This window comes from Lysobacter sp. TY2-98 (assembly GCF_003367355.1).
In the GTDB taxonomy this organism is placed as follows: domain Bacteria; phylum Pseudomonadota; class Gammaproteobacteria; order Xanthomonadales; family Xanthomonadaceae; genus Cognatilysobacter.
The window spans coordinates 1969628-1990134 of sequence record NZ_CP031413.1 but is presented as its reverse complement, the minus strand read 5'-3'; the positions used below and the strand labels follow the sequence as shown (position 1 = coordinate 1990134).

General features: G+C 68.3%; 20 protein-coding genes. 13 read left to right on the top strand and 7 right to left on the bottom strand.

Annotation, left to right across the window (positions count from 1 at the left end):
• Positions 1 to 50: 50 nt before the first annotated feature.
• From DWG18_RS09610 to tdh, 5 genes are all read right to left on the bottom strand, one after another.
• A complete protein-coding gene (locus DWG18_RS09610) occupies positions 51 to 440 on the bottom strand; it encodes an HNH endonuclease (protein ID WP_115646985.1) in 390 nt (129 codons plus the stop codon).
• Positions 440 to 1399 (bottom strand): quinone oxidoreductase, encoded by a 960-nt coding sequence (locus tag DWG18_RS09605; RefSeq protein ID WP_115646984.1) that lies wholly within the window; start codon positions 1397 to 1399, stop codon positions 440 to 442. Before DWG18_RS09605 ends, DWG18_RS09610 begins: the two co-directional genes overlap by 1 nt.
• A 113-nt stretch (positions 1400 to 1512) precedes the next feature.
• Positions 1513 to 2706, bottom strand: coding sequence for a glycine C-acetyltransferase (kbl, locus tag DWG18_RS09600; protein ID WP_115646983.1), 1194 nt, complete (start codon positions 2704 to 2706; stop codon positions 1513 to 1515).
• 27 nt (positions 2707 to 2733) lie between these two features.
• The gene (locus tag DWG18_RS09595; RefSeq protein ID WP_115646982.1) at positions 2734 to 2985 is read right to left on the bottom strand and encodes a hypothetical protein; all 252 of its coding nucleotides are present in this window, start codon (positions 2983 to 2985) and stop codon (positions 2734 to 2736) included.
• 10 nt (positions 2986 to 2995) lie between these two features.
• On the bottom strand, positions 2996 to 4018 hold the full coding sequence (gene tdh, locus DWG18_RS09590; RefSeq protein ID WP_115648132.1) for an L-threonine 3-dehydrogenase: 1023 nt from the start codon (positions 4016 to 4018) through the stop codon (positions 2996 to 2998).
• A 168-nt stretch (positions 4019 to 4186) separates the two neighbouring features.
• Between tdh and DWG18_RS09585 the strand changes: the two genes are divergently transcribed.
• Both DWG18_RS09585 and DWG18_RS09580 read left to right on the top strand, forming a co-directional pair.
• Complete coding sequence (locus tag DWG18_RS09585) at positions 4187 to 6334, top strand: S46 family peptidase (RefSeq protein ID WP_115648131.1); 2148 nt, start codon at positions 4187 to 4189, stop codon at positions 6332 to 6334.
• A gap of 89 nt (positions 6335 to 6423) precedes the next feature.
• Positions 6424 to 8592: a S46 family peptidase gene (locus DWG18_RS09580; RefSeq protein WP_115646981.1), complete on the top strand. Its 2169-nt coding sequence runs from the start codon at positions 6424 to 6426 to the stop codon at positions 8590 to 8592.
• Positions 8593 to 8655: 63 nt separating this feature from the next.
• Here the strand turns inward: DWG18_RS09580 and DWG18_RS09575 are convergent, their stop codons facing one another.
• Positions 8656 to 9054, bottom strand: coding sequence for a DUF3224 domain-containing protein (locus DWG18_RS09575; RefSeq protein WP_115646980.1), 399 nt, complete (start codon positions 9052 to 9054; stop codon positions 8656 to 8658).
• A 257-nt stretch (positions 9055 to 9311) separates the two neighbouring features.
• Between DWG18_RS09575 and serA the strand changes: the two genes are divergently transcribed.
• The 8 genes from serA (at position 9312) to DWG18_RS09535 (ending at position 17231) form a co-directional block, all read left to right on the top strand.
• Positions 9312 to 10889 (top strand): phosphoglycerate dehydrogenase, encoded by a 1578-nt coding sequence (gene serA, locus DWG18_RS09570; RefSeq protein WP_115646979.1) that lies wholly within the window; start codon positions 9312 to 9314, stop codon positions 10887 to 10889.
• Positions 10890 to 10909: 20 nt separating this feature from the next.
• Positions 10910 to 11551: a histidine phosphatase family protein gene (locus DWG18_RS09565; protein WP_115646978.1), complete on the top strand. Its 642-nt coding sequence runs from the start codon at positions 10910 to 10912 to the stop codon at positions 11549 to 11551.
• Positions 11552 to 11620: 69 nt separating this feature from the next.
• On the top strand, positions 11621 to 12889 hold the full coding sequence (folC, locus tag DWG18_RS09560) for a bifunctional tetrahydrofolate synthase/dihydrofolate synthase (protein WP_115646977.1): 1269 nt from the start codon (positions 11621 to 11623) through the stop codon (positions 12887 to 12889).
• Positions 12890 to 12976: 87 nt separating this feature from the next.
• Positions 12977 to 13999: an SPOR domain-containing protein gene (locus DWG18_RS09555; RefSeq protein ID WP_115646976.1), complete on the top strand. Its 1023-nt coding sequence runs from the start codon at positions 12977 to 12979 to the stop codon at positions 13997 to 13999.
• A gap of 6 nt (positions 14000 to 14005) precedes the next feature.
• Entirely contained in the window at positions 14006 to 14554 is a 549-nt protein-coding gene (locus DWG18_RS09550) for a CvpA family protein (protein ID WP_115646975.1), read from the top strand.
• Positions 14555 to 14576: 22 nt separating this feature from the next.
• Entirely contained in the window at positions 14577 to 16046 is a 1470-nt protein-coding gene (gene purF, locus DWG18_RS09545) for an amidophosphoribosyltransferase (RefSeq protein ID WP_115646974.1), read from the top strand.
• Position 16047: 1 nt separating this feature from the next.
• Entirely contained in the window at positions 16048 to 16425 is a 378-nt protein-coding gene (locus tag DWG18_RS09540; protein ID WP_205289338.1) for a ribonuclease E inhibitor RraB, read from the top strand.
• A complete protein-coding gene (locus tag DWG18_RS09535) occupies positions 16425 to 17231 on the top strand; it encodes a ferritin-like domain-containing protein (protein ID WP_115646973.1) in 807 nt (268 codons plus the stop codon). The genes DWG18_RS09540 and DWG18_RS09535 overlap by 1 nt, the downstream gene beginning before the upstream one ends.
• 21 nt (positions 17232 to 17252) lie before the next feature.
• Here DWG18_RS09535 and lpxH read toward each other — a convergent pair whose 3' ends face one another.
• Positions 17253 to 17987, bottom strand: coding sequence for a UDP-2,3-diacylglucosamine diphosphatase (gene lpxH, locus DWG18_RS09530; RefSeq protein WP_115646972.1), 735 nt, complete (start codon positions 17985 to 17987; stop codon positions 17253 to 17255).
• 221 nt (positions 17988 to 18208) lie between these two features.
• Here lpxH and DWG18_RS15290 point away from each other — a divergent pair, with 221 nt between their 5' ends.
• Genes DWG18_RS15290 through DWG18_RS09515 form a run of 3 tightly spaced genes read left to right on the top strand, consistent with a single transcriptional unit; the run spans position 18209 to position 20427 of the window.
• Entirely contained in the window at positions 18209 to 18460 is a 252-nt protein-coding gene (locus DWG18_RS15290) for a type II toxin-antitoxin system HicB family antitoxin (RefSeq protein WP_162823788.1), read from the top strand.
• A 58-nt stretch (positions 18461 to 18518) separates the two neighbouring features.
• Positions 18519 to 19925, top strand: a complete 1407-nt coding sequence (gene gltX, locus DWG18_RS09520) for a glutamate--tRNA ligase (protein WP_115646970.1) — start codon at positions 18519 to 18521, stop codon at positions 19923 to 19925.
• 7 nt (positions 19926 to 19932) lie between these two features.
• The gene (locus DWG18_RS09515) at positions 19933 to 20427 is read left to right on the top strand and encodes a transcriptional repressor (RefSeq protein WP_115646969.1); all 495 of its coding nucleotides are present in this window, start codon (positions 19933 to 19935) and stop codon (positions 20425 to 20427) included.
• The last annotated feature ends 80 nt before the right edge of the window (positions 20428 to 20507 follow it).

The window sequence follows — 20507 nt, the reverse complement described above, 5'->3', positions numbered from 1 at the left end:
GTGAGGACCGCTCCGGCGGTCGTCATGGGACACGTCGTGCCGCCGTTTCCTCACTCATCCCCGCACGGTGCACGCCAGCGCGCGAGCCGCGTGTCGAGCAACGACGCGACCACGTCGTGCGCGCGCGCATCGGCGGGGCCGCGCGCGTCCGGGCCTTTGCCCTTGTCCTGATTGCAGCGCACGCACGCGACGGCGAGATTGCGCGCGTCGTCCGGCGCGTTGCCGACACGGGCGGTGAGACCCGCGGCCGCGCGTTTGCCGAACCATGCCTGCGGCACGACGTGTTCGAGCGAGCTCGCGCCGAGTGCAGCACCGTCGACTGCGACCTGCAGACGCGTGCGGCAGTGGAGACACCGCGTGCTCCACACCTCGCCGTCGAGCTGCGCCTCGCGATAGGTGGCGAGCGCGAGCAGGAACAGGCGGCGCAGGGCAGGGCGCATCAGGGAATCAGCAGCACCTTGCCGAGCGCGCGTCGGCTTTCGAGAAGCGCATGCGCGGCAGCGCCGTCCGCGAGCGGGAAACGCGCATCGATCGCGACGTTGAGATCGCCGCGTCGAACCGCGTCGAAGAGCTCCGCGGCGCGCGTGCGGCGATCCTCTGCCGTGCGCAAGACGTTCCACAGATCGCCGCCGGTGATCGTCTTCGAACCGTCCATGAGCACGCGCGGATCGACGGGGTCAGGGTCGCCGCCTGCCATGCCGTAGAACACGACGGCGCCGCCCGTGCGCAGCGCGCATAGCGAATCGTGCAGCGTGCGGCCGACCGAGTCGTACGCGACGTCGATGCCACCAGGCGCGAACTCCTGCACACGCGCGACCCAGTCGCCCTCATAGGTGGTTGCTTCGTCGGCGCCAGCACGACGGGCGACTTCGCATTTCGCAGCCGTCGATGCCAATGCGATCACGCGCGCACCAGCCGCCTTTGCAAGTTGCACGAGCAGCTGGCCGACGCCGCCCGCTGCGGCGTGCACGAGCGCGACGTGTCCGCTGCGCAGCGCGAAGCTGTCGCGCACGAGGTACTGCGCGGTGAGGCCTTGCAGAAGCAGCGCAGCGGCGACGTCGTGCTCGATGTCGTCGGGGAGGGGAATCAGGCGATCCACATCGACGGCGGCGAGTTCGGCATTCGCGAACGGCGCATCGGCGAACGCGACGCGATCGCCAACGGCGAAACCCGAACCCTCCGGCGCGGACACGATCTCGCCCGAGCCTTCGTAACCGGCGATCCACGGTGGATCGCCGGCCAGGTGGTAGTGGCCCTGCCGGCGATAGATGTCGGCGAAGTTGAGGCCGATCGCGCGCAGTCGCACGAGGGCCTGCCCCGCACCCGGCGTCGCATCCGCGACGTCGCGATACACGAGGACGTCGGGACCGCCGAAGCGATCGAACGTGAGGGCTTTCATCGCGGCTCCGCGCAACGGCGGCTCGTCGGCCGCGGTGCGCAGAGCCTACGCGCGGTGGGGCCGATCGCGCGTCGACGCCATCGGCACGCTGCGTCCGATGGCGTGTGCGTCGGTCAGGCCTTGATGACGCCCAGCTCGCGACCGATGCGCGTGAACGCGTCGATCGCGCGGTCGAGGTGTTCGCGCGTATGCGCCGCCGAGATCTGCGTGCGAATGCGCGCCTGGCCCTTCGGCACCACCGGGAAGAAGAACCCGATCGCGTAAATGCCTTCCTCGAGCAGGCGCTCGGCGAAGCGCTGCGCGAGCGGCGCGTCGTAGAGCATGACCGGGCTGATCGGATGCACGCCCGGCTTGATGTCGAAGCCGGCGGCCGTCATGCGCTCGCGGAAATAGCGCGTGTTCTCCTGCAGCTGCGTGCGCAGGTCGCCCGCGGCGTCGAGCATCTCGAACGCCTTGATGCCCGCGGCCACGACATGCGGCGGCAGCGAGTTCGAGAACAGGTACGGACGCGAGCGCTGGCGCAACAGCTCGATGACTTCCCGCTTCGCGGTGGTAAAGCCGCCCAGCGCGCCGCCCATCGCCTTGCCGAGCGTGCCGGTGATGATGTCGATCTTCTCGAGCACGCCCTTCACCTCGGCCGAGCCGCGGCCGGTCGCGCCGAGAAAGCCCGTCGCGTGGCATTCGTCGATGTGCACCAGCGCGCCGTACTTCGCGGCGAGCGCGGTGATCTCGTCGAGCGGCGCGATGAAGCCGTCCATCGAGAACACGCCGTCGGTGGTGATCATGATGGTGCGCGCGCCATCGGCCTTGGCCTGCTGCAGCTGCTTCTCCAGATCCGCCATGTCGCAGTTCGCATAGCGGTAGCGCTTGGCCTTGCACAGGCGCACGCCGTCGATGATCGAGGCGTGGTTGAGCGCGTCGGAGATGATCGCGTCGTTCTCGTCGAGCAGCGGCTCGAACAGGCCGCCGTTGGCGTCAAAGCAGGCGGCGTAGAGGATGGTGTCCTCCTTGCCGAGGAACGTCGCGATGGTCCGTTCGAGGTCCTTGTGCAGGTCCTGCGTGCCGCAGATGAAGCGGACGCTGGCCATGCCGAAGCCGTGGGTGTCCAGCGCCTTCTTCGCTTCCGCGATGATGTCCGGATGGTCGGCGAGACCGAGGTAGTTGTTCGCGCAGAAGTTCAGCACCGTGCGGCCGTCGGCGAGCGTGATCTCGGCCGACTGCGGCGACGTGATGATGCGCTCCGACTTGAACAGGCCGGCGTCGCGGATCTCGTCGAGGGTGGTTTCGTAGCGTTCGGTGAGTGACATGCGGGTTCCTGCCCTCGGGCGATGGGATCAGTCGCTGCTGGCGCTGTCGCCGCTGTCGCACGTGTCGCTCGACGACGAGTCGTCGGACGTGTCTTCGCAGCTATCGGGCTCGAACGGCCGATCGTTGTTTTCGTTGGTGTCGTACGGATTGTCGTACGCGTTCACCGGCACGTAGTCGTCGGACATCGAGCTCGACGTCCCAGTGCCAGTACTGCCGTTGCGGGCCAGGAACACCCAGCCCGCGATCACGATGACGAGGACGATGAGCACGAAACCCATCGTCGCGTCCTCAGTTCCAGCTCAGGACGATCTTGCCGCTCTTGCCGGCTTCCATCAGGTCGAAGCCTTCCTGGAAACGGTCGACGGGCAACTGATGCGTCAGCACCTTGCCGAGCGGGAAGCCGCTGAGCACGAGCTGCGTCATCTTGTACCAGGTCTCGTACATGCGGCGGCCGTAGATGCCGTGCAGCGTGAGCCCCTTGAAGATGATCTTGTCCCAGTCGGCGCCGGCGCCCTTGGGCATGATGCCGAGCATCGCGATCTTGCCGCCGTTGTACATGCAGTCGAGCATGTCATTGAACGCGCGTGGATTGCCGCTCATCTCGAGGCCGACGTCGAAGCCCTCCATGTGGAGGTCCTTCATGACGTCCTTGAGCGAGGTGTTCGCGACGTTGACCACGCGCGTCGCGCCCATGTCCGCGGCGAGCTTCAGGCGGTAGTCGTTGACGTCGGTGACGACGACGTTGCGGGCGCCGATGTGCTTGCAGATGCCCGCGGCGATGATGCCGATCGGGCCTGCGCCGGTGATCAGGACGTCTTCGCCGACGACGTCGAATTCCAGCGCGCAGTGCGCGGCGTTGCCGTAAGGATCGAAGAACGCGGCCAGCTCGCTCGGGATCTGGTCCGGGATCGGCCACAGGTTCGAAGCCGGCATCACGATGTATTCCGCGAACGCGCCGTTGCGGTTCACGCCGATGCCGACCGTGTTGGGGCAGAGGTGCTGCTTGCCCGCGCGGCAGTTGCGGCAGTGGCCGCAGACGATGTGGCCTTCGGCCGACACGCGCTGGCCGACGCTGTAGCCCGTCACGCCGGTGCCGAGCGCCGCGATGCGGCCGACGAATTCATGACCGATCACCAGGCCCGGCTTGATCGTGCGCTGGCTCCACTCGTCCCACATGTAGATGTGCAGGTCGGTGCCGCAGATCGCGGTCTTCTCCAACTTGATCAGCACCTCGTTCGGGCTGGGCACCGGCACCGGCACCTCCTCCATCCAGATGCCCTTGGCGGCTTCGCGCTTCACGAGGGCGCGCATCGTCGGCGCGGTGGGGGAGAGGGTGGCGGTCTCGGACATTGCGGAAGGCCTGCGACGCGCGGTGCGCGATGGAGCGCGAATTATACGGACGCCCGCCTGAAGGCCTTGCCGGATTGCCGCGCCCGCGTCGCTGCCGCTATGGTCGGCGGCCGATCGAAGGGAACCACCATGCGCCGCCGTCTGCTCGCTACCGCCCTGTCCCTGTCCATCGCCCCGGCCGTCGCGTCGGAAGGCATGTGGATGCCGTCACAACTTCCCGACCTCGCACCGCAGCTGAAGGCCGCCGGCTTCGAAGGCGACCCCGCCGCGCTCGCCGACCTCACGCGTCCGCCGCTCAGTGCCGTGGTGAAGGTGGGCGGTGCGACCGGCGCGTTCGTGTCGAAGGACGGTCTGGTGCTGACCAACCACCACGTCGCGTTCCCGGTCATCCAGTACAACAGTCGAGCCGATCGCGACCTGATCGGCAACGGCTACGTCGCCAAGACCCGCGCCGAGGAACTGCCCGCCGCGCCGGACTACCGTGTGCTGGTGACCACCGGTTTCGATCGCATCACCGACCGCATCCTCGCCGGCGCGAAGGGCAAGAGCGGCCGTGCGTACTACGACGCTGTCGACGCCGCGACGAAGGCCGCGATCGCCGACTGCGAGCGCGAGGCGGGCATCCGCTGCAGCGTCGCCAACATGTACTACGGCACCGACTTCTACCTGATCCGCCAGCTCGAGCTGCGCGATATCCGCCTCGTCTACGCGCCGCCGGATTCCATCGGCAACTACGGCGACGAGGTCGACAACTTCGTGTGGCCGCGTCACTCCGGCGACTTCACCGTGCTGCGCGCCTATGTCGGTCGCGACGGCAAGCCGGCCGACTACAGCGCGGACAACGTGCCCTACAACCCGCCGGCGCATCTGCAGGTGTCGACGCGTAACGTCGGCGAGGGCGACTTTGCGATGCTCGCGGGCTATCCAGGCATCACTTACCGCCATCGCATGGCCAGCGAATTCGTGCAGCAGATCGGCTGGCAGCTGCCGACGCGCGTCGCGCTGAGCCAGGGCGTCATCGACACGATCGACAAATCCGCCGCGACACCCGAGGCGAAGGTGCTCTACGCCTCGCAGGTGCAGAGCCTGAAGAACACGCTGAAGCGCGCGCAGGGCGAACTGGATGGCCTGCGTCGCAGCGATGCGGCCACCGTGCGCAAGAACGACGAAGCGCAGATGCTCGCGTGGCTGGCGAAGCAGCCTTCCGCGAAGGCGACGCGCGCCGACATCGCCGCGGTGCAGGCGCTGCTCGACCAGGCCGCCACCGTGCGCGACCGCGACCAGCTGCTCGGCATGATCCGGTCGCAGACGCAGCTGATGCGCGCTGCCATCACGCTGCAGCGTCTCGCACACGAACGCGCCAAGCCGGACGCGCAACGTGAACTCGGCTATCAGCAGCGCGACGAAGCGCTGATTACCGGGCAGATGAAGCAGGTGCAGCGTCGATTCGATCCGGCGGTCGAGAAGGCGGTGCTGACGTATCTTGTGTCGCAGTACCAGACGCTGCCGGCGGCGCAGCACGTCACTGAAGTCGATGCGGTATTCGGTCGTACACCGGACGAGCTGCGTACGCGCCTCGACGCCCTCTACGCCGGCACCAAGCTCGGCGACGAGGCGACACGCCTGGCCGCGATGTCGAGCGACGCGGCGTCGCTGTCCACCGACCCCGATCCGCTCCTGCGCGCCGCGGCAACGCTGCAGCCCGCGCTCCTGCGCATCGAGGACGAGGCGAAGGTGCGCGATGGCGAGCTGCTGCGTCTGCGGCCGTCGTACATGAAGGCGCTGATCGCGTACCGGAAGTCGCAGGGCCGTGCGGTGTATCCGGACGCGAACTCCACGCTGCGCGTCAGCTACGGCAACCTGCGTGGCATGGATCCGCGCGACGGCGTGCACTACGTCCCGGTGACGACGGTGGCCGGCATCACCGAAAAGCACACCGGCGTGAAGCCATTCGATGCGCCGAAGCCGCTCCGCGACGCGATCGCCAAGGGCGATTTCGGCAGCACCGCCGATCCCAAGCTGAACACGCAGACCGTCGACATCCTGACCGATCTCGACACAACTGGCGGCAATTCGGGATCACCGGTGCTCGACGCGGATGGCAAGCTCATCGCGCTGAACTTCGACAGCAACTGGGAAGCGGTGAGTGCGAGCTGGATGTACGACCCGCGTTACAAGCGCGCCATTCATGTCGACATGCGTTACATGCGCTGGCTGATGGCGAAGGTGTATCCGGCGCCGCAGCTCCTCGCGGAAATGGGCCTGCCCGCGGAATGAACATCGCGCGCTGTGACACGCGTCCTGCGTGTTGCAGCGCACGCATTGGCTAGACTCGACCGCCCACACGCATCAACGGAGTTTTCTTCATGCGCATGCACCGCCTCGCCCTCGCCACGTTCGCCGCGCTCGCGGCCATTTCCACGAGCGCGGTCGCGGTCGAAGGCATGTGGGTGCCGCAGCAATTGCCGGAAATCTCCGCGCAGCTGAAGAAGGTGGGCCTGAAGCTCGACGCGCGCCAGCTCGCGGATCTGACGGGCGATCCGATGGCGTCGGTGGTGTCGCTCGGTGGCTGCACGGCGAGCTTCGTCTCGCCGAAGGGTCTCGTCGTCACCAATCATCACTGCGCCTACGGCGCGATCCAGCTGAATTCCTCAGCCCAGAAGAACCTCATCGAAACCGGCTTCAACGCGACGACGCCGGGCGAGGAACTCTCCGCCGGCCCGAACGCACGCATCTACGCGCTCGATTCGATACAGGACGTGACCAAGACGGTGAAGGCAGCGATCGCCGATGCGCCGGATGCGCTGGGCCGGACGAAGGCGCTCGATGCGATCGAGAAGAAGCTTGTCGCCGACTGCGAAGCGCCGACCGGGTACCGCTGCCGCCTGTACAGCTTCAGCGGCGGCAACACGTATCGCCTGTTCAAGAATCTCGAGATCAAGGACGTCCGCCTCGTCTACGCGCCGCCACGCAGCGTCGGCAACTACGGTGGCGAGGTCGACAACTGGATGTGGCCGCGCCACACCGGCGATTTCTCGTTCTATCGCGCTTACGTCGGCAAGGACGGTCGTCCGGCCGCGTACTCGCCCGACAACGTGCCGTATACGCCGAAGCATTTCCTGAAGATCGCCGACAAGCCGCTGGGCGAGGGCGACTTCGTGATGGTGGCGGGGTATCCCGGCAGCACCAGCCGCTACGCGCTCGCGAGCGAATTCGATGCGACGTCGAACTGGACGTATCCGACCGTCAGCCGTCACTACAAGAACCTCGTCGCGCTGGTGGAGAACGCCGGTCGCCGCAATCCGGATATCGCCGTGAAGTACGCGGCGACGGTGCGCGGCTGGCAGAACACGCTGAAGAATTACGACGGCCAGCTCGAAGGCTTCCGCCGCATCGACGCCGGCACGCGCAAGCATCGCGAGGACGAAGCGGTGCTCGCATGGCTGCGCGGCCAGGGCGCGCGCGGCGAAGCGGGTCTCGCCGCGTACGAGCGTCTGGAGCAGCTCGGCGAGGAAGCGCGTGCCCATCGCGAGCGCGACATTGCCTTCGGCCAGCTGCGCAGCACGGGCGTCCTCGGCGCGGCGATGCAGATCTATCGCACGTCGATCGAACGCGAGAAGCCCGACAACGATCGCGAAGCCGGCTACATGCAGCGCGACATGCCGTCGCTGGAAGGTGCGCTGCGGCAGATGGAGCGTCGTTACCAGCCGCAGATGGACCGTGAGCTCATCGGCTACTGGCTGCGCGAATACGCGAAGTTGCCGGCGGCGGAACACATCGCCTCGCTCGACAAGTGGTTGGGCGGGACGGATGCCAAGGCGGTCGACAAAGCGCTCGACCGCCTCGCCAAGACGCGCCTCGGCGACACGCAGGCACGCGTCGCGCTGCTGTCGGCCGATCGCGCGTCGCTGGAGAAGTCGAAGGATCCGGCGATCCAGTTCGCCGTGGCGGTGATGCCGGACGTGCTGCGTCTGGAAGAAGAAGCCAAGACGCGCGCGGGCGATTCGTTGGTCGCTCGTCCGGCCGTGCTGCAGGCGATTGCCGACTACCGCAAGTCGCACGGGCAGGCGGTGTATCCGGATGCCAACTCGTCGCTGCGCATCACCTATGGCCACGTGACGGGCTACACGAAGCCTGACCGCGCCAAGCAGCCCTCGTTCACCACGCTGGAGCAGGTCGCGGAGAAGGCGACGGGCAAGGAGCCGTTCGACGCGCCGCAGGTGGAACTTGATGCGATCCGCGCGAAGAACTACGGGGGGCTCGCCGATCGGCGCCTCGGCACGGTGCCGGTGAACTTCCTGTCCGACCTCGACATCACCGGCGGCAATTCGGGCTCACCGGTGCTGGACGCGCAGGGCAAGCTCGTCGGTCTTGCGTTCGACGGCAACTGGGAGTCGGTCAGCAGCAACTGGGTGTTCGATCCCGCGATGACGCGCATGATTTCGGTCGACCAGCGCTACATGCGCTGGATCATGCAGGAGGTCTACCCGGCGCCGCAGCTGTTGCAGGAGCTCAACGTTCCCGAGAAGAAGTGACGGCTTCGGACGCGAAAAGGCCGGCGAAATCGCCGGCCTTTTTCATTGCGTCACGTGAGCGGGTCAGGCGGTAGGCAGCGTGTAGTCGAGCGTGTAGGCGTGCTCGCCGTTGGTGATGTCGATCTTCATGGAACCGCGCAGACCGGCGAGCTCGCCCATACCGGAATCCGGCACCACCTCCACACGCAGTGACGGCTGCCCGCGATCCATCACGCCGACATGCATCATCGAGAACGCGCCGCTGCGGCCGTCGAGCGTGCCGTCGACGCGTTCGACCGCCACATAACCGGCCGAACCTTCGACCGCCGTTCCCACCGCCACCATGTGCACGACGCTGGTTGCCCGCAGTGGGCCCTCGAACGTCTTGTCGAAGCGCAGGTGCATGGCCTGCGCGTCGCCACCCAGATCCAGCATGCCCTGCGGGGCGCGTTTGACGTCGAAGCGTCCGTGGGCGACGGGCATGGCGGTCTCCGTGGAAGTCGAGGTCCGATCATCGCGCCGATGCCGCCGGTCGGCCAGCGCTTGTCGATAACGAGGCGTCTGCTAGGCTCCAACGCGTCGCGGATTCCCATGCCAGCCGGCCCCGTCTCCCGACCGCAAGATCGCATGCGCTGCATGCACGTGGCACCGCAGGACCGCATTACCGTCGCGCGTTTCACGCAACCGACGGCCGGCTGGCAGGACATCCGCGCATCCCCTACACACGGAGCGCGACGACGATGCGAGTGCTGGCATGCGATGGAATCCATGACGACGGCCTGACCCTGTTCCGCAATGCGGGCTGGGACGTTCTCGTCGCCCCCGAACCGATCAAGGACACCGACACGCTCGCGCTGGCGTTGGCCGACGTCGATGCAGTGCTCGTGCGATCGGCCACGAAAGTGCCGGCCGACGCCCTGGCGCAGGCGTCGAAGCTGAAGGTGATCGGCCGTGCCGGCGCGGGCGTCGACACGATCGACGTCGACGCCGCCACCGCACGCGGCATCGCGGTAATGAATGCGCCCGACGGCAACACGCTCGCCGCGGCGGAGCACGCGATCGCATTGCTGTTCGCGCTCGCGCGTCACATCCCGCGCGCTGATGCCGGCATGAAGGCCGGCGAGTGGCCGAAGGCGGGGCTCACCGGCTTCGAACTCGAAGGCAAGCGGCTCGGCGTGATCGGCCTCGGGCGCATCGGCAGCACGGTCGCGCGCAAGGCACGCGGCATCGGCATGGAGGTCGCGGCGTACGACCCGTTCCTCCCGGCGTCCGCGGCCGGCAAGGGCAGCGTGCCGCTGATGGCGCTCGACGACCTGCTCGCCTGGGCCGACATCATCACGCTGCACATCCCGCGCACCAAGGAAACGACCAACCTGCTGTCGGAAGCGCGCATGCGCGCGATGAAGCCGGGCGCGATGCTGATCAACGCGGCGCGCGGGGGTCTCGTCGACGAAGCGGCGTTGCTGCGCCTGCTCGACGAGGGCCACCTCGCCGGCGCGGCCCTCGACACGTTCGTGACCGAGCCGCTCGCGTCCGATTCGTCGCTGCGTGCGCATCCGAACCTGGTGCTGACGCCGCATCTCGGCGCGTCGACCAGTGAAGCGCAGCAGGCCGTGAGCACGATCCTCGCGCGCCAGATCATCGATTTCGTCGCGACCGGTGCCGTCGCCGGCTGCGTCAACCTGCCGCCACTCACCGCGGAAGCCGCACGCGAAGTTGGGCCATGGATGCCGCTGATGACGGCGCTCGGTCGCGTCGCGTCGCGTCTCGTCCCCGCGCCGACGCGCCTGCAGATCCGTTACGCGGGCCGCACCGACGGACTCGATACGCGGCCGCTGACGCGCCTGCTCGTCGCATCACTCCTCGGTGCAGCTTCAGGACGCGTGACGCCGGTCAATGCGCTGCAGGAAGCCGCAGCGCGCGGGCTCGAAGTGTCGGAAACGATCGGCGGCGAAGGTGATGGCTACGACCGTCTCGTGCGACTCACGATCGAGGGCGACAACGGGGATCGTGCCGTGCGACGCGAGATCGATGCGACGCTGCACCGCGCACCCCGCGTGGTGGCGCTCGACGGCGTTGAAATCGAATTCGACCCGCTCGCGCACGTGCTGCTCATGCGCAACGAGGACCGCCCCGGCATGGTCGGCACGGTGGGGTCGCAGCTCGGCGCGGCCGGCATCAACATCATCAATTTCGCACTCGGTGCCGCGGGCGACGGCTATGCGCGCGCCGCGATCACCATCGATCGCGAAATCGACGACGCCCAGCTCGGCGCGTTGCGTGCGACGCCGGGCGTGCTGTCGATCCAGCAGATCTGACCGCGGCAGGACGACATCCCATGAAGATCATCCTCGCCCGTCATGGCGAAACGCCGTGGAACGCAGAAGGTCGCTACCAGGGACAGGTCGACATTCCGCTGTCGTCGGTCGGCGAAGGGCAGGCGCGCGCACTCGCGCAGCGCCTGCACGACGTGCCGATCACGCGCGCCATCGCGTCGCCGCTCACGCGCGCGCGTCGCACCGCGGAAATCGCACTCGGCGATCGCGCGCCGATGCTCGGCACCGACGCGGGCCTCATGGAGATCGCGCACGGCGAGTGGGAGGGCCTGCTCGCCGCCGAAATCCGCGACCGCGACGGCGAACGCCTGACCGCATGGCGCGACACGCCGCATGACGTGCTGATGCCCGGCGGCGAATCGCTGCAGCACGTGCTCGATCGCGCGTGGCCCGCGTTCGCGCGCGCCTGCGAAGGCCTCGATGCGGACGACACGCTGCTGATCGTCGCGCACGACGCGGTGAACCGCGTGCTGCTGTGCCGCGTGCTCGGCCTGCCGCTCGCGAACCTCTGGCGCTTCCGCCAGGCACCGACCACGCTGAACCTCCTCGAAGGCCCGGACGTCGATCATCTGGACGTCGTTCGCCTGAATGACTGCAGCCACCACACCGCACTGTTCGGCGAAGCCGTGCACCGCGCGCTGTAGGTCGATTCGGGCACCCGTCGTTGTCCCGGCCGGGACGATGGCGGGTGACGGGCCGCCTACAATTTCCGCATGACGTCCGACCTCGACCACTGGCTCGCCCGCCTCGAGCAACAGCACCCGCGCAGCGTGGATCTCGGCCTCGACCGCATCCGCGCCGTGCACGCGCGCCTTGGATTGACGAAGCCTGCACCGGTGGTGATCACCGTCGGCGGCACCAACGGCAAGGGCTCGACAGTCGCGTTCATCGAAGCGATCGCGCGGGCGCAGGGCCTGCGCGTCGGCGCGTACACCTCGCCGCATCTGCTGCGCTACAACGAGCGCATCCGCATCGATGGCCAAGACGCAGGGGACGCGGCGATCGTCGAGGCATTCGAGGCGATCGAAGCCGCGCGCGGCGAGACGACGCTGACCTATTTCGAGGTCGGAACCCTCGCGGCGTTATGGCTGTTCGAGCGCGCGAACCTCGATCTGGCGATCCTCGAGGTCGGCCTCGGCGGCCGGCTCGACGCGACGAATCTCGTCGACGCCGATGTCGCGGTGATCACCACCGTCGACATCGACCATACGGACTGGCTGGGCCCCGATATCGAATCGATCGGCTTCGAGAAGGCCGGCATCGCGCGTGCGTGGACGCCGCTGATCCTCGGCGACGACGATCCGCCATCGAGCGTGCTGCGGCATGCCTACGCGATCGGTGCGACGGCGCTGCGGATCGGCTGTGACTTCTTCTTCGACCCGCAGCACGACGCCGACACGTGGCGATGGCGCGCGGTCGGCGAGCAGTACGACCTGCCGCGCCCCGCGCTGGCGGCTCCGTCCCAGCTGCGCAATGCAGCGGTCGCGATCGCCGCGCTGCGCTCGAGTCCGCTCGACATCGACGCACGTGCGATCGCCGAAGGCGTCGCCGGAGCGCGCATCACCGCGCGGCTGCAACGCATCGAACGGGGTGGCGTCGACTACGTCGTCGACGTCGCGCACAACCCGCAGGCGGCGCGTGAGCTCGCCACGTGGCTGGCTCGCACGCCGGTCCGCGGCCGCACGATCGCGCTGTTCGCCGCGCTCGGGGACAAGGACGTGGCAGGCGTGGTCGGTGCCGTGGCGGCGTCGGTCGACATTTGGCACGTCGCGGGCCTGCCGGGGCATGGGCCGCGAGCACTGGAGGTCGACGCCTTCGCCGACCGCCTGGCGGGTACCGCCGCTTCCGTCGCCACGCGCTGGCCCGACGTCGCCCGCGCGATTGCTGGCATCGACGCGCAGGCGGGCGATCGCGTGTTGATCTTCGGCTCGTTCCACACCGCCGCCGACGCGCTGCACGCGCTGGGAGCGACCGGCCGCTGAACGCGGAACACGCCGGGCGGGGCGATTCGACCCGGCGGGTATAATTCGCCGCGACAAGGCGGGCCGCCCCCGCCGCATGCGGACGCGATGGAACCTGCCCTGAAACAGCGGCTGCTCGGCGCGGCGGTGCTTGTTGCCCTGGCCGTGGTCTTCCTCCCCCTCCTTGTGATGGATCCCGCGCCCGACAGCGGCGCGTCGCGCGTTCCGCTCAAGGTGCCGCCGGCGCCCGAAGCGTCCGCGGGTGACACCCGCACGCTCGATCTGCCGCTCGCGCCGGAACCGACCGGCAAGCCGGTGCTGTCCGCGCCGGTCGAGGCGTCGACCACGGCCGCCGCGACGAGCGCGCCCGCGCCTGCGGTTCCGACCACCCCGACCACCGCCGCCGGCAATTACGCGGTGAATTTCGGCAGCTATGCGACGCCGTCGGATGCGGGACGCGTGATCGCAGCGCTCGCCGCCGCGCATCTGCCGGCGTACCAGGAACCCGCGCCACTCGGCGTCCGCACTGTGCATCGCGTGCGCATCGGCCCGTTCGCCACGTCCGCCGACGCCGAGGCCGCGCGTCTTGCCGCGGGGCGCGTGCGCAGCGATGTCAACGCCAAGGTGGTCGTACTCGACGCCGACGCCTCGACGCCGGCCAAGCCCGCGGCGAGCACGACCGCGGCGCCCACAGCGCCGGCCGTTGCGGTCGCGCCGCTGCCTTCGACGCCGACCGGCCCGGTCGCGACGGTGCCGAAGCCCGCAGCGTCAACCACCACCACTGTCACCGCAGGCACGCAACGCCCGGCAACTGCCGCGAGCGCGCCCGCCAAGCCCGCGACGCCGCCCGCACCGCCAGCGCCAACGACCGCATCCGCCGCACCGGCTGCATCGAACGTCGGCTTCGCCGTGCAGCTGGGCGCGTTCGCCGACGCGAACGAAGCCACGCACCTGCGTGATCGCGCGCGCGCCGCCGGTTTCGCTGCGTTCGTCGAACAGGTCCACACCGATCGTGGCGATCTCAGTCGCGTGCGCGTCGGCCCGGTGCCGGATCGCGCGGCGGCCGACACGCTGCGCACGCAGGTGGCGGCCAAGCTCGGCGTAAACGGCATCGTCCGTCCGCATCCCTAGGCGACGATGAGCCCGATCGACTGGCTGCTGATCGCGATCCTCGGCGTCTCCGCGCTGACGGGCCTGATGCGCGGCTTCGTCGGCGTGGTCGCGTCGTTCGCGGCGTGGCTGCTGGGCGGTAGCGCGGCGCTGCTGTTCGGCGGCGGCGCGGCGCACATGATCGCGGGCGGCCCGAACGCGTCGCCCGTGCAGATGTTGATGGGCTATGCGCTGTGTTTCGTCGCGACGTCGCTCGTCGTCGCCGTCATCGCCTACCTGATGCGACGTGCGCTCAAGGCGGCGGGACTCGACGGCGTCGATCGCATGCTCGGGCTCGCACTCGGGGGCCTGCGTGGCGTCGCGATGGCCTGCGCGGTCGTGCTGCTGCTCGGTTTCACGCCCGTGCCGCGCCAGCGGCCGTGGCAGGCCTCGGCGCTCGTGCCGGTGTTCAAGCCGGGCGCACTCTGGCTGTCGACCTGGCTTCCGGTCGGCGTGCGTGCCCACCTCGACCTCGACGGCGTTACGCCCGCTCGAAATCTTCCCGCGCTGCCCCCACTTCCGCAGCTCCCCGCCTGATTTTTCTGCAGGACATCGAACCATGTGCGGCATCATCGGAATCGTCGGCCACAGCGACGTCGCCGGCCAGCTCTACGACGGGCTGACCGTGCTCCAGCACCGCGGGCAGGACGCCGCGGGCATCGCCACCGCGAGCGGCTCCAAGATCCGCGTGCACAAGGGCAACGGCCTCGTCAGCGATGTATTCGACGAAGCGGCGATGCAGCTGCTGCAAGGCCATTTCGGCATCGGCCACTGCCGCTACCCGACCGCCGGCAGCGCGGGCTGCGACGAAGCGCAGCCGTTCTACGTGAACTCGCCCTACGGCATCGCGCTCGCGCACAACGGCAACCTCATCAACACCGATGCGCTGCGCCGCGAGGTGTTCGAGCAGGACAAGCGCAACGTCAACACCGAGTCCGATTCGGAAGTGCTGCTCAACGTGTTCGCGCACGAGCTGGACGTGCAGGGCGTGCTGTCCCCGGAATCGATCTTCAAGGCGATCGAGGGCGTGCATCGTCGTTGCGTCGGCGGCTATGCGGTGGTCGCGACGGTGCTGGGCTTTGGCCTCGTCGCGTTCCGCGATCCGCACGGCATCCGCCCTCTGGTGCTGGGCAAGCGCGTACGTGATGGTCGCGACGAATACGCGATCGCGTCCGAATCCGTCGCGCTCGACCTGCTCGGCTACGAGCGCCTGCGCGACGTGCGCCCGGGCGAGGGTGTGGTCGTCACCGCCGACGGCACGCTGCACACGCGCCTGTGCGCCGGTGAGCGCGAGCCGACGCCATGCATCTTCGAATACGTCTACTTCGCGCGTCCCGACTCGATGATGGACGACGTGTCGGTGCACAAGGCGCGCATGCGCATGGGCCAGAAGCTCGGCGAGAAGATCCTGCGCCTGCGGCCGGACCACGACATCGACGTCGTCATCCCGATCCCGGATACGTCTCGCGATGCGGCGCTGGAAATCGCCAACGTGCTCGGCGTGAAGTACCGCGAGGGCTTCATCAAGAACCGCTACGTCGGCCGCACCTTCATCATGCCGGGGCAGGGCGAACGCGCGAAGTCGGTGCGTCGCAAGCTCAATCCGATTCCGCTCGAGTTCCGCAACCGCAACGTGCTGCTGGTCGACGATTCGATCGTGCGCGGCACCACGTCCAAGCAGATCGTGCAGATGGCGCGCGATGCGGGTGCCAACAAGGTCTATCTCGCCTCCGCGGCGCCGCCGGTGCGGTATCCGAACATCTACGGCATCGACATGCCTTCGGCCGACGAACTGGTCGCGCACGATCGCACCGACGATGAGGTACAGGAGCTGCTCGGGTGTGACTGGCTGATCTACCAGGATCTCGCAGACCTGGAAGAGGCCGTGTCGGGCCCGAAGCACCGCATCGAAGCCTTCGATTCGTCCTGCTTCAATGGCGACTACGTGACGGGCGTCGAGCCCGGCTATTTCGAACGCATCAAGCAACTGCGTTCGGATGCCGCCAAGCAGGCGCGCAAGGTCGCCTGATATGAAGTCGCTGCAATTCGCGATGCTGCCGGACGACGAGAACGGCCAGGTTCTGCGCGCGATGCTCGAGGACGGTGACGACCTAACCCTTCCGCGCGATGTCGATTTCCTGCTCGTGTTCGGCGACGAGGCGGCGGCGAAGGCGTTCGTCGAGGGCGCGAATGCGCTGCCCGAGGTCGTGGTGTTCACCCCGGAAGTGGACGACGAAGGCATCTGGCAGGTCGTCGCGCGCCGCCACATGGCGCCGAAGCACGCCGATATCACCCGGCTCGAGCAGGAACTCACGGTGCTTGCGGAATCGTTCGGCGGCTATCCCGACGGCTGGGAGTGCTCGCGCGCCGCGGGTCCGGTCGACGGGGACGACGACACGGTCGCGTGATGCGCGGCGATCTGCACGCTGCTGCGCGGGAGTGCCTGCGTGCGGCCACCCCCGAATCCAAAGTCGAGCGCACGTTCGACGTGTTCGCATGTTTCTCGCGCGGCGAACTCACGCCGCGCGATGACGCCGATGCACCTGAACCGATCGGTATGCCGGGCCGACCCGCGCGTCCGCGACTCGTGCATGCACGCGACCTGCCCAAGCGCGGCTTCGGCACCACCGAAGGCCTCGCCGCGTTCGTGCACGCCATCGCGCACATCGAATTCAATGCGATCGATCTGGCCTGGGACGCGGTGTATCGCTACCGCGGCATGCCGGCGCAGTTCTATGTCGACTGGGCGTCGGTCGCGAACGATGAAGCGCGCCACTTCATGATGCTGCGCGGCCGTCTGCGTGAGCTCGGTTTTGACTACGGCGATTTCGACGCGCACAACGGCCTGTGGGAAATGGCCGAGAAGACGGCGCACGACGGCCTCGCGCGGATGGCACTGGTACCGCGCGTGCTCGAGGCGCGTGGCCTGGACGTCACGCCGGGAATGATCGTGAAACTGCGCGCCCGCGGCGACGATGCCACCGCCGACATCCTCGAGGTGATCCTGCGCGAGGAAGTCGGGCACGTCGCTGCGGGCAGTCGCTGGTTCCGCTGGCACTGCGCGCAACGCGGCATCGAACCGCAGGCGACGTTCAAGGCGCTGCTCGCCGAATACGCCCGCGCCGTGCTCTACGGCCCGTTCAATCGCGAGGCGCGATTGGAAGCCGGGTTCGACGCCGGGGAACTCGCGTCACTGGAGACGCTGGCGAACTGACGTCCGCGCGAGCGCGCCGCTTCACGCCAAGCCCTGCAGCTCCACGCGATCGCCGTCGACGCGCAATACCGAACCGTGGTCGTACCAGTCGCCGAGCACGACGCGACGACGCGCGCGACCGCCCACGTCCAGCGGATGGATGGCCGGGCGATGCGTGTGGCCATGAATCATCAGGTCGACGCCGTAGCGCACGAAGTATTCGTTCACGGTCGACGGCGCGACGTCGGTAATCGTTTCCATCGTGCCGGCGCTCTTCAGCGCGGCCTGTGCATCGCGGCTTTGCGCGCGGGCGTGCTGCGCGAAAGCGATGCGCGCGGCCAACGGCTGCGACAGGAACTGCGCCTGCCATTTGGGATCGCGCGTCTGCGCGCGAAACGCCATGTAGCCGGTGTCCGCCGTGCAGAGCAGATCGCCATGCAGGATCAGTGCGGGACGGCCGTCCAGCATCACCACCGACGGATCCTGCAGGATCGTCATGCCGGCGCGTCGCGCGTACTCGCTACCCAGCAGGAAGTCGCGATTGCCGCGGATGAAATGCGTTGGCGTTCCGCTGTCGACCAGTTCACGCACGCCGCGCGCGACGGCAGCGCCCGTTTCCGACGGATCGTCATCGCCCACCCACGCCTCGAACAGGTCGCCGAGGATGTACAGCGCCGATGCGCCGCGTGCTTCATCGCGCAGGAAGCGCAGGAACAGGTCCGTGACCTGCGGACGCTCGGCGTCGAGGTGCAGGTCGGAGATGAAGAGAGTCGCCATGGGCTCATTGTAGGCGGCCGTTCCGCGCGGCCGGCCCGGGCCGAAACGGCGTCTTCCACCTCAAGCGGCCTTTACGAATGCGACGGGCCGCACGTCCGCGACGCCGCGCCGGTGACGCGCCGACCGGCGGGCGTATAGTCGATCCGAACCGATCACGGCCGGGGGGCGGACGGTATGGGGATGTACACGCAGATGGAGGGCGCGGACGCCCGGGTGCCCGCTTGAATCGCGGTTACTTCGCGTTCGTCCGGCGCGACGCCGAGCGCCACTATCACGCCACGCTGCCCGACTTCCCGGGCTGCAGCGCGCAGGCCGAGCGGCTCGTCGCGCTCAATCGCGCGGTCCGCGAAGCCGTCATGCAGCACGTGCGCACGGCGGGCTGGCCGGTGCCCACACGCCTCGAAGCACTGCCGCGGCAACCCGATGACGACGACGGCTTCTGGCTGATGGTCGACATCACGCCCGACGGCTGAACGGGCCGCTCGACGGCAGGCGTAAAATCATCGCCCCCACGTTCGTCCGAGCTTCGCAATGAGTACGCGTACCCGTTTCGCGCCGAGCCCCACCGGCTACCTCCATATCGGTGGTGCCCGCACCGCGCTCTATTGCTGGCTCGAAGCCCGCCGCCAGGGTGGCGCGTTCGTCCTCCGCATCGAGGACACGGATCGCGAGCGCAGCACGCAGGGCGCGATCGACGCGATCCTCGAAGCGATGGACTGGCTCGGCCTCGACTACGACGAAGGCCCGATCTATCAGACGCAGCGGCTCGATCGGTATCGCGAGGTCGCCGAGCAGCTCGTCGCCGACGGCAAGGCGTACTACGCCTACGAGACCAGGGAAGAGCTCGAGGCCGCGCGCGAGAAGGCGATGGCCGAGGGCGTCAAGCCGCGCTACAACGGCGCCGCGCGCGACGCCAACCTGCCGTACCGCGACGATCCGAACCGCGTGATCCGCTTCCGCAATCCGCAGGACGGCACGGTGGTGTGGGACGACAAGGTCAAGGGCCGCATCGAGTTCGCCAACAGCGAGCTCGACGACCTGGTGATCTTCCGTTCCGACGGCTACGCGACCTACAACTTCGCCGTCGTCGTCGATGACATCGACATGCGCATCACCGACGTGGTGCGCGGCGATGACCACGTCAACAACACGCCGCGCCAGATCAACATCTACAAGGCGCTCGGCGCGCCGGTGCCGCACTTCGCGCACCTGCCGATGATCCTCGACGAGCAGGGCGCCAAGCTGTCCAAGCGCACGGGTGCGGCCGACGTCATGCAGTACCGCGAGATCGGCTACCTGCCGCACGCGCTGCTCAATTACCTCGCGCGCCTGGGCTGGTCGCACGGCGATCAGGAGATCTTCTCGATCCCCGAACTCACGCGACTGTTCGATCTCAAGGACGTCAATCCGAAGGCGTCACGCCTGGACTCGGCGAAGCTCGGCTGGCTCAACCAGCAGTACCTCAAGAGCGACGATGCGGCCGACGTCGCCAAGCACCTCGTCTGGCATCTCGAGCGCAAGGGCTACGACCTGTCGCGCGGTCCGGCGCCGGCCGACATCGTCGTCGCGCTGCGTGATCGCGTGCAGACGCTCAGCGACATGGCCGAGCGTGCGGCGGTGTGGTTCCAGCCGCTCGAAACCTATGACGCCGCCGCCGTCGCCAAGCATCTCAACGCGGGCGCGCGCGCACCGCTCGAAGAAGCACGCTCGCGCCTCGCGCAGCTCGCCGCATGGACGCCCGAAGCGATCCACGCGACGTTGAACGATGTCGCCACCGCCTGCGAAGTCGGCATGGGCAAGGTCGCGCAGCCGCTGCGCGTTGCGATCACCGGCACGCAGGTGAGTCCGGATATCGCGCACACCATCTACCTTGCGGGTCACGACGAAGCACTGCGTCGCATCGACGCGGCGCTCGCGAAAGTGCCCGCGCACGCCTGAGGTCCCCATGGCACACCACGAGACCTGCACCGATCCGCGTCATCACGTCCACACGGGCGATGCGTTCGTCGCGCAGGTCGAACGTGCCTGTGAACAACGCGGCCTGCGCCTGACGCCGTTGCGTGCGAGCGCGTTGCGGCTGATCGCCGATGCCGACCGACCGCTCAAGGCGTACGACCTGCTCGATCGCATGAAGGCGACGCACGAAGGCGCGGCGCCGCCGACGGTGTATCGCGCGCTCGACTTCCTGCTCGAACACGGCTTCATCCACAAGCTGTCGTCGATCAATGCGTTCGTCGGTTGCCACCATCCGGGTGGCGCGCAGCACGCGGTGCCGTTCCTGATCTGCGACCGCTGCCACGCGGCGACCGAACTGGAAGACGAGCAGATCGTCGGTGCGCTGGATGCTCGCGCCCGTGCCCTCGGCTTCACCCCGCGCGCGCAGACGCTGGAGGTCCACGGCCTCTGCGCCGATTGCGCCGCCCACCCGGACGGCGACTGAATCCCTGACTTCCGGGCTATTGAGCGAGCGGCCGCCGGGCCCGTAACGTAATGTTATAACCTTCCGAACTTCGGACCCGG